Consider the following 11,997-nt stretch of genomic DNA (forward strand, 5'->3'; position numbering starts at 1 on the left):
TTTATTTTTCGGAAAAATACCCGATGGCAAAAATTAAAGTTCAAAATCCTGTCGTTGAACTCGATGGTGACGAGATGACTCGAATCATCTGGCAATTCATCAAGGACAAACTTGTCCTGCCCTATTTGGATATTGATTTGAGATATTATGATCTCAATGTTCAAAATCGGGACGAGACCGATGATCAAATCACCGTTGATGCAGCCAACGCGATCAAAGAACATGGGGTCGGCGTTAAGTGCGCGACCATCACGCCGACGGCGGCTCGGGTCGAGGAATTTGGCTTGAAAAAAATGTGGCGTTCGCCGAATGGAACGCTTAGGAACATCATCGGTGGCACGATCTTCCGTGAGCCAATCGTTTGTAAAAATGTCCCCCGTTTGGTGCCGGGCTGGACCAGCCCGTATGTCATCGGTCGTCATGCTTTCGGAGATCAATACGCAGCGACAGATATTGTCGTTCCCGGTAACGGCAAGCTGACCATGAAGTTTGAAGGCGAAGACGGCCAGGTCATTGAGCGTGAGGTCTATAATTTTCAGGATGGCGGCGGCGTAGCGCTTTGCATGTATAACGTCGATGAGAGCATCCGAGGATTCGCCCGATCCAGCTTTAATTACGGCCTTGATCGCGGTTGGCCTGTCTTTTTGTCGCACAAGGATACGATCCTTAAACAATATGACGGGCGCTTCCGCGATTTGTTCCAAGAAGTATTTGAGCAAGAATTCGAAGATGCTTTTAAAGCCAAGGACATCTTCTACGAACATCGTTTGATCGATGATATGGTTGCGTCTGCCCTAAAATGGTCGGGTGAGTTCGTTTGGGCGGCGAAGAACTATGACGGCGACGTTCAGTCTGATACAGCAGCCCAAGGGTTCGGGTCGCTCGGCATGATGTCATCGGTACTTATGACGCCAGATGGTAAGACGATTGAAGCGGAAGCAGCGCACGGCACCGTTACCCGCCATTACCGCCTGCATCAAGAAGGCAAAGAAACTTCGACCAACCCTATTGCTTCCATTTTTGCTTGGACGCGGGCTTTGTATTACCGCGGCAAGTTTGACGAGACCCCTGAGGTTATGAACTTCGCCGAGACCCTTGAAAAAGTCTGTATTAACACCGTTGAGTCAGGCGACATGACGAAAGATTTGGCAATTCTTATCGGCCCTGACCAAGGTTGGCTGACAACCCAGAAGTTTCTTGCCAAGCTGGATGAGGGTCTGCAAGCGGCCATGGACTAAATGCAGGCTAAATATCAGCTTTGGTGCTTGACGTCAGGGGCCGCGTAGCCTAAAACCCGGCCTTCGAATTAAGAGGACAAGATCAATGGCAAGACGTTGTGATATCACCGGCAAGGGCGTTCTATCGGGCAATAATGTGAGCCATGCTCATAATAAAACTCGGCGGCGCTATTTGCCTAACATTCAGACCATTTCGGTTCTGAGCGAAGCGCTTGATAGCTCGGTGCGCTTGCGCCTGAGCACATCGGCCATTCGTTCCATTGAGCACAGTGGTGGATTAGATGCCTACCTTTTGGATGCCGCCGATAAAAATTTGGCGCCTGAGGGTTTGCGTTTGAAAAAGCGGATCAAGAAGGCATTGGCTTCGAAAGCCGCCTAACGGACCTGATCTTTAAATAAACGTAATTTTAAAACCCGCCTATCCGGCGGGTTTTTTCGTGGTTGCTATTGTAAACCAATTATCTGCAAAATAAATTAACGATGTAAATTTTAGGGGAAATTAAATGACCGACGAAACTGTACAAAAAATTAGTACGACAGGGCCGGGAGAGGGAAATTTTTACCCTGCCGGATTTAACGAAGTTTACGTGAAGGTTCGGGCCGAAGATTCCGGTGGGACTTTTGAGCTTATTGAGGAAGTTTGTAAACCGGGTTTTGTTTCCCGCCTGCATCGACATGATACTCGATCACAGACGTTTTATATCGTCGAAGGCAGCGCCGAATTTATTGTCGATGGGAAATCTTTTGCCGCCAAAGCGGGATCCAGCATTCATGTGCCCCCCGGTGTGCCTCATAAGATCACTTCAGACGATGGCATGAAAATGCTGATGATCTATTGCAAGGCCGGTTTGGAAAATTTATTTGCCGCGGTTCATGCCCTAACACCTGAGGAAGCCAAGGACCCGGAATTTACCGCAGCCCTATCCCGTACTCACGACACCATCATGATGGATGATGCGAGCCAAGGGACTGTGCTGGGCTAGCGCCCTCGGCCTATTTAGATTTTTCTTCCAGCAATCGCCGAACGATGGCAAGTTCCTGGCGCACCGCGGTTAATTCCTGACGGATCGCTTCTGTGTCTTCGTGTACGCTGTCGACTTCTCGATGGATGACCTCTTCTTCTTCCATATGTTGGGTCTGCATAGCGTCGACGATGATGCCGATGAACAAATTTAGAATGGCAAAGCTGGTAATCAGGATAAACGGCACAAAGAATACCCAAGCCGAGGGGTGGACCTCCATCACAGGACGAACAATTCCCATCGACCAGCTTTCCAAGGTCATGATCTGAAACAGCGAATACATGCTTTCGCCAATGGTGCCGAACCATTGCGGGTGCGAAGTGCCGTATAAATTCGTTGTAAGAACCGCACCGATATAGAATACCAGCAAAATGATAGCCCCAACACTCAGCATCCCGGGGATGGCGGTGATGAGAGCCTGAACGACCCGACGCATTTGCGGCACGACTGAAATAAGGCGAAGGGTTCTAAGGATTCGGAGGGCGCGCAGGACCGAAAGCCCGCTTGTTGATGGCAATAAAGCAATGCTGACAATCACGAAGTCGAAAACATTCCAGCCGTTTTTGAAAAAACCTATTCCGCGGTACTGAAGTTTCGCCAGGATTTCGATGGTAAACATCGTCAATACGAAAACGTCGAATTTGTGCAGCAGGGCACCATAGGGGTTCGTTACGTCGGGCACCGTTTCAAGACCCAGGGTAATCGCGTTTAAAACGATAAGGGCGGTAATAAACCGTTGAAAGATGTCCCCTTCAACCAGGTTGCAGATGCGCTCGCGAATTTTCATGTAAATACAATATAGCTGTTATTGATCGGTTGTCCCGCCTGAGAAGATAGTGAAAATTTTCTTCAGAGCAATACACCGACAGAGAATTTTTCATGAAATCTAGGTCTGCCTTACATCTCCATACCGGCTGATCGCGCTGCCACATTCTCCCAGTGCTCACCGGCAGCAATTAAACAGGTCGTACCGGAAGGCTGAGTTGCGACGATAGACCAAGATCCTTTGGATGACTTAAAAACTTCAATCATCGAGCCTGAATTTGTAAGCCCCATAGAAACCGGCTGCTCCTGATACATTTTTTCCAATGCAGCGATAACCTTAACGCGTTCATCACAAAAAGTCTGGGGAGGCTGCGCAGATTTTGCCGAATTAGAAACCGTGGCGACCAATAACGCGCCGACGAATATTGATTTTAAGAACTTCATAGCTGTCTCCTTTCTGGACACTTTTCCCCTCATTTCTTGAGGGTCTCTCTACGTCTTTATCCTAAAACACGAAGCGTTAAATTTTCCATAATAATTGTTCAAATGTTGAAAATTGCAAAACATTGAGCCGCAATTTAGGGTGGGTTTAACCGAGTCTCATTGGAAATATAAATATCATGACAACCACCGCATTTTTAGAAGGCCTGGAGCAGCGTACCCAAGACATCTTTGATCGTTGTACCCGCTGCGGAAAATGCGTTGACGTTTGTCCTATGACGGAAGCGGCTGATGTGGATGTTACGGATTCGAAGGCAGTGATAAAAGCCACATTGGATATTCTTGGTGGGGGCAAGGGCAGTGTAGCGGCGGAACGCTGGGCCACCAAGTGTTCGCTAAGTGGGGCTTGTATTCGGGCCTGCGAAGACGGCGTTAATCCACGCTTTATGTTATCGTTGGTGCGCGCACAGATTGGTAAGCGGGCAGGCGACGAAGCATCGCGTCGGTCTAGTGTTAAAGCCTTCCAAGATATGAGTCAGGGCGTAAAGGTTCTATCACGCCTTCAATTACCGCCAGACCTTCTCCTGCAGTTGGGGCAGCTTCCTGATGCTGACGACGGGCAAGAGACGCCTGATGTCGTGTTCTATACCGGCTGTAACGTTCTCAGGACCCCACATATCGCTCTGTTGGCCTTGGACATCATGGACGCGTTAGGCGTGAGCTATCGGGTCATGGGAGGACCGTCACATTGCTGTGGCGTCATTCAGCTTCGGACCGGCGATACGGCGAATTCTGGCCGTATGGGAGAGAGTACGCTGAGCAAATTTTCCGCCACCAAGACTGGCAAGGTATTATCCTGGTGCCCGTCATGCATGATCCAGATGGACGAATTCGCGATGCCGAGTGCCGACCCGTCGAATACCGGGTTTGATCTGACCATGTTTGTCAGTTTTCTGGAAAGCCGTATTGATGATCTTAAGGCGCTCATGACCAGGCCGGTTAATAAGCGCGTGGGCTTGCACGAACATTCAAGCGTGGAAGAGGTAAATAAGACTGCGATAAAGCTATTAGAGGCAGTTCCCGGGGTTGAATACGTGAATTTGGAACAACCCATCATTGGCTATTCTTGTACGGGCCTGAAGGCGATGCCAGACTACAAGAAAGAATTACACGCAGGACAATTACAGGCTGCGGCGGATTTAGGTGTTACAACGCTGGCAGGTGTATACCACGTCTGTCATCGGGAACTCTGTTCGCATGAGAATGACTGGCCGTTTGAGGTCGTTAATTTTCTCGAGATAATCGGCGAAAGCATGGGGATTCACCGGCCGGATATCTTTAAACGCTATCGCATGAGCCAGGACGCAGATGTAGTAATTGCTGAAACCCAGGACCTTGCGGATGCAAATGGCTTGGCCCCGGACGAAGTCCGGGACGTTATCGAAAATCAGTGGATATTGGGACGCTAAGCCCTCGTTAGGTCGCGCGACTGTTCAGCATGGCAATCAAGCCCTTGATGCCGCCTTTATGGCGCAGAACAGCACTGAATTCTTGGCGCAATGTCATGGACATACTGACACCTTCGATGAAGAGGTCGAGAATTTTGTATGCACCCTTGCGCTCTCGTACCCGCCAGTCGGCAAAAACCGCGCCCGCCTTGGGTCGGGATATCTGGGTCCTAACGAGAATATCACGCTTGCCCACAGGCCTTACGCTGGTCACCTTAAATTGGCTTAAATCGGCACCACCTAAACGATTTGAGTACGTGCGGATCACATAACCCTTGAAGGCCCGCAAGTAGGTTATCCGTTGGTTGCGGCTTGCTTTCCGCCAATATCGGCCGAGGACGAACCTGCCGATAACCGGGATGTCTAAGTCACGGGCAAGGAGGCCACCAAAATGGGCTGTGCGCTGGTCTTTCGAAATAGACGGATCAGCCATAACAGCCAAAACTTCCTGGCCGAGTTTATGAATGCGCTGAGCCGCAGGATTGTCAGCCATAACCGTTCCGGTCATGCCGACAAAAACAAATAAGCTCAGAAAAAATACTGTAACGGGTCTCATTTAATTATCGCCTTTTGTAGAACTTCTTCTTATTCATCCACGAGAAAAGCACACCAACCGAAAATCAATCCAGACTTCGGAGTGCAATCCAAAGGTACCAAATTTCAAATATTCTTGATGTGACCGGAGTCACAGGGCCGGGCAAAAAAAACGCCCCGTATAGGGACGCGATATAGGGTGCGATTAAAACAAAATCAAGCGTTTCGTTTTTTTAGCATGTTAATCAGTGTGGTAAGGCCACCCTTTCGTTTGAGGATGGCACTAAACTCCTGGCGAAGGGTTAAGGCCATACTGATTCCTTCGACAGAAAGATCAAGAATTAGGTAGGCACCGTTACGCCGACGCAGCCGCCAATTAGCCCGTACCGGCTTTTTACGTGCCTTAGAAACATTGGAAATGACTAAAATGTCTTTCTTTCCAATGACTTTCGAATTGACGACCTCGAACTTATCAACCTCGGCACCGCCTAAGCGGACGGAATAAGTATGAATGACGTAATTCCGAAAAACCTTCATGTAGCTTTGGCGTTGTTTCCGATTGGCGCGCCGCCAGTGCCTGCCCATAACAAATCGCCCAATTAAGGGGATGTCGAGATCACGAGCCAACAGCTTACTGAAATGGGCCTCTTTTTGATCTTTAGAGATCGAGGGATTTGAAAGGATGGCGATAACTTCGCGGCTGAGCTGTTCGATTCGCTGCGCCGCCGGGTGTATTTGCTCGGGACCGGACGCAGTTTCAAAATTGATCAGATCATTAAGGGTGTTTTCTGGTGGGGGAAGGTAAGATTGAGGTCTTACTTCCGATGGCCGCATACAACCGCTCAGGATAAATCCCGCCAGTACCAGCGTAATGCTCAGAATTGAATTGAAGCGCATACCGGCCTCCAATTTCTGTGAGCCGCATTAAAAAAAACGACGAGGCTTACGTATTCTCTTGCAAGCGCTGAACAATTTCCCGAAGCACGCCGTCAGCCTTATCTGGCGCAATTTGGCAGGTTCCAGCCGACGCATGGCCGCCACCCCCAAATTCCAGCATCAACATGCCAATATTGACATCAGATGTCCTATTTAAAATTGATTTACCGACCGCAAGGACAATTTTAGAGCCGTCTTGGTTCGGTAGGACTTGGATCGAAACGTTACATTCTGGGAACAGTGCATAGACCGTGAAGCGGTTGCAGCAAAAAATGGGGTCTTCATTGCGAAGGTCAAGTACCGCGACCTTGCCTTCCATTTTGGTACAGCTGCGAAGTTGCTGTTCCGACGATTCTTCATGTTCCAGATAAAGATGCAGGCGCTCTTCTACATCTGGAATTTCCAAGATTTCATCTACCGGATGATGACGGCAATAGACCATCATATCTTTCATCAACTGTTCATTGGATATGACAAAGTTACCAAATCTGCTCAGCCCCGTGCGCGGATCAAGCATGAAGTTAACAAGGGTCCATGGATCAGGCGCCAGAATATCTTCTTCGGTGTATTGTGCAGAATCGGCTTTATCGACCGCGTCCATCAAATCGAGTGAAATACCCGGGAATTTTTTCTGACCGCCAAAATGTTCATAGACCACACGGGCTGCCGAAGGTGCATCGCCGATAATGATATGATTCTCCCGGTCGCCGACCCTTTTTGTCTCACTGATATGGTGGTCAAAACAAAGATGAACCCCGTCAACGTAAGGTAAATTAGTCGTGATATCGTTCGATGTAATTTCGACCTTGCCGTCCTGCATATCCTTGGGTTCGGCGAACAAGATGTCGTCGATCATATCCATTTCAATTAGCAGGCCACCAGCAACAACACCGTCAAAATCGGCTCGCGTGACCAGTCTGTATTTTTTATCAGCCATCTATATATCTTAGCCTTAAATGCGACGCTCTCAAAGAGTAACCCTTTGGCACCCTCGGAATAAAGCCCTATTGAGAGTTTAAATTCAACTTATAAAAATTAACGGCCTCCAGCCCTTCCGGATCGCCGTGATGAATTGTTGTAATCTTCATCGAATAAGTCCGCAAGGTTCTGCATCATTGTACCGCCAAGTTCCTCAGCATCCGTTATCGTGACGGCGCGGCGATAGTAACGGGTGACGTCGTGGCCAATCCCGATCGCGGTTAACTCAACGTTTGAGCGGGTTTCGATCCACTCGATGACCTGACGCAGGTGTCTTTCAAGATAATTGCCCGGGTTTGTCGAAAGTGTCGCATCGTCAACTGGCGCGCCATCGGAGATTACCATTAATATGCGGCGTTCTTCTGGGCGTGCCAGTAAGCGGTTGTGCGCCCAAAGCAGAGCTTCGCCATCGATATTCTCTTTCAACAGGCCTTCGCGTAGCATCAGCCCCAGATTCTTGCGCGACCGACGCCACGGACTGTCTGCCGCCTTATATATGATATGGCGAATATCGTTGAGTCGGCCTGGATTTTCAGATTTTCCGTGATCGACCCATTGTTCGCGGGAGGCGCCGCCTTTCCAGGCCTTCGTCGTGAAGCCTAGAACTTCGACCTTCACGCCGCATCTTTCCAAGGTGCGCGCCAAAATTTCCGCACTAATCGCGGCGACCGTGATAGGACGCCCCCGCATGGAACCAGAATTATCGATTAACAGGGATACGACTGTATCCCTGAAATTGGTTTCGGTTTCAATTTTGAAGGATAGCGGGTGCTGGGGATCTGTAACCACCCGAGACAATCGACCCGCATCAAGAACGCCTTCTTCCAGATCAAATTCCCAGGACCGGGTTTGTTTCGCCATGAGCCGTCGTTGCAGGCGGTTGGCCAGCCGGGTTACAACACCTTGCAATTGGGATAATTGTTGGTCCAACTGTTTACGGAGTCGCTCCAACTCGTCGGGCTCACAAAGGGTGTCGGCATCGACAATTTCATCGAACGCGGTGGAATAGACTCGGTATCCGGACCCAATAAGATCATTTTCTGACCAATTGGACTGAGGCATCGTCGGCCCCGCTGGCTCTTCGCCTTCGTCCATCAACATATCTTCCAGGCCCATGGACATCTCATCCGTGTCGCCGTCTTGATCGCCTTCGCCATCCATGCCGGATTGGGACTCTTCGTCATCCATGGATTGTTGTTGCTCGTCAGCTTTGTTTTCTTCGTCCGGGTCTTCTGTTTGATCGTCTTGAGACGTTTCATCCTGGTCGTCTTCTGCGTTGGGGACCACGTCCAAGGTGTCTATCAGGTCGACAAGCCTGTCAGAGAATGCCTGTTGATCGTTTATGACGTCCGCAAGCCCTTCGAATTTTTGACCCGCAACGTCATCTAAGTGCTCGCGCCAAAGGTCGACCAGGCGTTTGGCCGACGATGGCAGGGGGTTCCCCGTTAATATCTCACGAACTCGAAGGGAAATAACATCGGCCAAGGGCGCGTCTTCCGGCTCGGCGATGGCCATATAGCTTTGGCTTTTTTCCAGCAACAAAGCCGTTAGGTTGTCTTCGACACCGACCATTCGGTTTGCACCGATGGATTCGACCCGGGCCTGTTCTACTTGGTTGTAAACTTCTCGGGCAATCTGGCCTTGGGGCATGTTTTTTGCGTGGAGCGCGTCGTCGTGGTGGCGTTGCTTGAGAGCAAGCGCGTCGGATGCACCTCTCAGGCGCATCATCTCTCCCAGCGAGAACTGGCGCGATGGCATTGGCAGATGAATGATCTCTCCGGTTACACCGGCGGGGCCATTGCTGAAGGTAACGGACTCTTCACGCGTCCCGGATACAGCGCGATAGGCCGCAGCCGTGACCCGCTTGACCAGGTCGTGAGTTGTTTCGCTACTGTCCGAGGACATTTGACTTGGTTACGCCAAAACCGGCTTGGCGGCCGATTCAGGGAGTTCATCACCAAAGCAGCGTTGATAGTATTCAGCAACCACAGGGCGCTCCATCTCATCACACTTGTTCAGGAATGTCAGCCGGAACGCGACACCTAAATCACCGAAGATTTTGGCGTTTTCTGCCCAGGTAATGACTGTACGGGGCGACATGACGGTTGAGATATCACCGTTCATGAAGCCATCCCTGGTGAGGTCAGCCAATTCAACCATGGATCCAACAAGTTCTTGGTCCTGTTTGCTGGCGTAGTCAGGCACCTTGGAAAGCACGATTTCTTGCTCTGCATCATGGGGTAGGTAGTTCAGCGTGGAAACAATGTTCCAACGGTCCATTTGACCTTGGTTGATTTGCTGTGTGCCGTGGTAAAGCCCAGTCGTATCGCCCAAGCCCACCGTGTTGGTAGTGGAAAATAGGCGAAAATATGGGTGTGGTGTCATGACTCTGTTTTGATCGAGAAGGGTAAGCTTGCCATCGACTTCCAGAACCCGCTGAATAACAAACATGACATCCGGCCGTCCGGCGTCATATTCATCAAAAACAATGGCGGTAGGGTGCTGTAATGCCCAAGGCAGGATGCCTTCGCGGAACTCAGTAACTTGCTTGCCATCCTTCAGCGCGATGGCATCCTTACCAACCAAATCGATCCGGCTGATATGGCTGTCCAAGTTGATCCGAATGCACGGCCAGTTGAGACGCGCCGCGACTTGTTCGATGTGTGTTGATTTGCCAGTGCCATGATAACCCTGGATCATAACCCGTCGATTGTGCGCAAATCCGGCAAGAATTGCGAGAGTCGTGTCGTGGTCGAACCGGTACGTCTTGTCAATTTCAGGGACGTGGTCTTCGCCCACACTAAAGGCGGGGACGTCCAAGTCGCTATCGATCCCAAATGTTTCGCGGACGGAAACGGTGATATCCGGAGCATTGAGGGGAAATGTCGTCTCCGATTCTTTTGTGGCAAGTGCAGTCATAGGTCGTGTTTCCAGTGATCTCTAGGTTTCAGGCTAAAGGGCGTCTCGTCTATTTAAAGGTCTCTTGAGGCCTTAAAAACGACAAAGCCGCTCCCGTCAAGGGGCAAGAACAGTCATGATGGTCTGATAGGCTTGGCTAATTTGCTTAAATTTCTCTTCTGATGCTTTATCGCCATCATTAGCATCCGGGTGATGACGTTTTACAAGTTCCTTATATCTGGCTCTAACTATTTCTGTCGTGAGCGGCGGCTGCAAGTCTAAAATTTGCAAAGCCTTGCCTTCAGGGGTGGTTGCACGAAACGCAGGTTTCTGATGATGCGGGTCAGGTGTATCATCATCGTCAAACACCCCAAATGCGTCGTTGAACTGTCGCTTGGAATATCCAAAGGCTGCGCCATTGGCACCCAGCGGCCAAGAAGGACGATGCCAAACTGTATCGTGTCGGCGATCTGTCTCGACTTCATTATCGTCCATGTTTGTATAATAATTCCAGGACTTGTTGTACTCACGCACATGATCCAGACAAAACCAGCGGTAGCTTTTCAGGTTCTGAGGTGACTTCGGGGCTTTGAAAACGCCGCCTTCCTGGTCGTCACACCCGGGCCAGTCGCAAGCGCGAGGCTCTACGTCCTGCTCTCCGCCTAGCTTCCTCGCCCTTTTGGTGTTGGTATGAAACATGGTTGTAACTATGGCGATTGAGGCCGCTTTTTGCAAGCTAGGTGCCTATCTAACCGCGTCCTTATACCAGTCAATAATCTGATCTCCGGTCCAAAAAACCACGTCCTGCTTCTTCGTTAGTTCTTCGTAGATCTTGCGGAAATATTTGATCCTGTGCGGCACACCGGAAAGATAGGGGTGCGAGCACACAGACAACACGCGGGGCTGTTCTTCGCCTTCTTCATAAAAGCATTCAAACTGGTCCATGATGCGATCGTAAATTTCCGACGATGGCTGGGTCTGTATGGCACTCATCACCACATCATTGGTTTCGACCGAATAGGGAATCGAATACAGCGTACCGTTCTTGGTTTCGATGGGGCAGGGTTGATCGTCGATCACCCAATCCGTCGTGTAATCCATGCCGGCTTCAGTCAAATAATCTGGCGTGTCGTCAGTTTCGGTGAGGCCCGGCCCCATCCAACCGCGAAGTTTCTTGCCGGTTCTTTCTTGGATGATTTTTGCCGTATCAAAGATAGCTTGGCGTTCGTCGTCCATCATATGCATGGGCTTTTGGACGATGTTGTGTCCCATGAACTCCCAGTCTGATTCGATGGCAGCGTCAATAATTTGGGGGTAGTGGTCACAGACCGAGCCATTGATACACAGGGTTGCCTTGATGTTGAATTCGTCCAAAATCCGTTTCATCCGCCAAAACGCGACCCGAGCCCCGTATTCAGACCAGCACCAGTTCGGCACATCCGGCTGCCAGCGTTGGCCGCCCGGTGCAGAAAGCACCTGACGCGGCAATGGACCTGACGGGTCCCATACTTCTACCGTAACCACTGTCCAAACGGCCACTCGGGCACCGCCGGGCAATTTAAGCTTTTTGCGATGCTCAATCGGATCGTAGGTGATGCGGTCTTTTAGGTTAGTCGACATTCTTACGGACTCCAGAATTTATAATTCAAATTTTGTCATAGGGTACTTTTCTATTGT

13 protein-coding genes are annotated in these 11,997 nt (G+C 50.1%); 4 read left to right on the forward strand and 9 right to left on the reverse strand.

The window, feature by feature from the left end; all coding sequences use genetic code 11:
* Window positions 1-23: 23 nt before the first annotated feature.
* The 3 genes from HOM51_17720 to HOM51_17730 all read left to right on the forward strand — a co-directional run bounded on the left by HOM51_17720 (window position 24) and on the right by HOM51_17730 (window position 2,221).
* Window positions 24-1,238: an NADP-dependent isocitrate dehydrogenase gene (locus HOM51_17720; GenBank protein MBT5036355.1), complete on the forward strand. Its 1,215-nt coding sequence runs from the start codon at window positions 24-26 to the stop codon at window positions 1,236-1,238.
* A gap of 85 nt (window positions 1,239-1,323) precedes the next feature.
* Window positions 1,324-1,617, forward strand: a complete 294-nt coding sequence (gene rpmB, locus HOM51_17725) for a 50S ribosomal protein L28 (protein ID MBT5036356.1) — start codon at window positions 1,324-1,326, stop codon at window positions 1,615-1,617.
* Window positions 1,618-1,741: 124 nt separating this feature from the next.
* The gene (locus HOM51_17730) at window positions 1,742-2,221 is read left to right on the forward strand and encodes a cupin domain-containing protein (GenBank protein ID MBT5036357.1); all 480 of its coding nucleotides are present in this window, start codon (window positions 1,742-1,744) and stop codon (window positions 2,219-2,221) included.
* A 10-nt stretch (window positions 2,222-2,231) separates the two neighbouring features.
* Here HOM51_17730 and HOM51_17735 read toward each other — a convergent pair whose 3' ends face one another.
* A complete protein-coding gene (locus HOM51_17735; protein ID MBT5036358.1) occupies window positions 2,232-3,047 on the reverse strand; it encodes an ion transporter in 816 nt (271 codons plus the stop codon).
* Between the two features lie 110 nt (window positions 3,048-3,157).
* Window positions 3,158-3,469, reverse strand: coding sequence for a hypothetical protein (locus tag HOM51_17740; protein ID MBT5036359.1), 312 nt, complete (start codon window positions 3,467-3,469; stop codon window positions 3,158-3,160).
* 176 nt (window positions 3,470-3,645) lie between these two features.
* Between HOM51_17740 and HOM51_17745 the strand changes: the two genes are divergently transcribed.
* A complete protein-coding gene (locus tag HOM51_17745) occupies window positions 3,646-4,935 on the forward strand; it encodes a (Fe-S)-binding protein (protein MBT5036360.1) in 1,290 nt (429 codons plus the stop codon).
* A gap of 7 nt (window positions 4,936-4,942) precedes the next feature.
* Here the strand turns inward: HOM51_17745 and HOM51_17750 are convergent, their stop codons facing one another.
* The 7 genes from HOM51_17750 to HOM51_17780 form a co-directional block, all read right to left on the reverse strand.
* A complete protein-coding gene (locus HOM51_17750; protein MBT5036361.1) occupies window positions 4,943-5,530 on the reverse strand; it encodes an ABC transporter substrate-binding protein in 588 nt (195 codons plus the stop codon).
* Between the two features lie 194 nt (window positions 5,531-5,724).
* Window positions 5,725-6,405 carry an ABC transporter substrate-binding protein gene (locus HOM51_17755; GenBank protein MBT5036362.1) on the reverse strand — a complete coding sequence of 227 codons (681 nt, stop codon included), beginning with the start codon at window positions 6,403-6,405 and terminating at the stop codon, window positions 5,725-5,727.
* Window positions 6,406-6,451: 46 nt separating this feature from the next.
* Entirely contained in the window at window positions 6,452-7,381 is a 930-nt protein-coding gene (locus tag HOM51_17760) for an exopolyphosphatase (GenBank protein MBT5036363.1), read from the reverse strand.
* Between the two features lie 98 nt (window positions 7,382-7,479).
* A complete protein-coding gene (gene cobT, locus HOM51_17765; GenBank protein ID MBT5036364.1) occupies window positions 7,480-9,327 on the reverse strand; it encodes a cobaltochelatase subunit CobT in 1,848 nt (615 codons plus the stop codon).
* Between the two features lie 9 nt (window positions 9,328-9,336).
* The gene (cobS, locus tag HOM51_17770) at window positions 9,337-10,341 is read right to left on the reverse strand and encodes a cobaltochelatase subunit CobS (protein MBT5036365.1); all 1,005 of its coding nucleotides are present in this window, start codon (window positions 10,339-10,341) and stop codon (window positions 9,337-9,339) included.
* A 96-nt stretch (window positions 10,342-10,437) separates the two neighbouring features.
* The gene (locus HOM51_17775) at window positions 10,438-11,019 is read right to left on the reverse strand and encodes a J domain-containing protein (GenBank protein MBT5036366.1); all 582 of its coding nucleotides are present in this window, start codon (window positions 11,017-11,019) and stop codon (window positions 10,438-10,440) included.
* Between the two features lie 45 nt (window positions 11,020-11,064).
* Entirely contained in the window at window positions 11,065-11,955 is an 891-nt protein-coding gene (locus tag HOM51_17780; protein ID MBT5036367.1) for a polysaccharide deacetylase family protein, read from the reverse strand.
* Window positions 11,956-11,997: the final 42 nt, after the last annotated feature.

It is taken from the genome of Rhodospirillaceae bacterium (genome assembly GCA_018660465.1).
Taxonomy (GTDB): domain Bacteria; phylum Pseudomonadota; class Alphaproteobacteria; order Rhodospirillales; family JABJKH01; genus JABJKH01.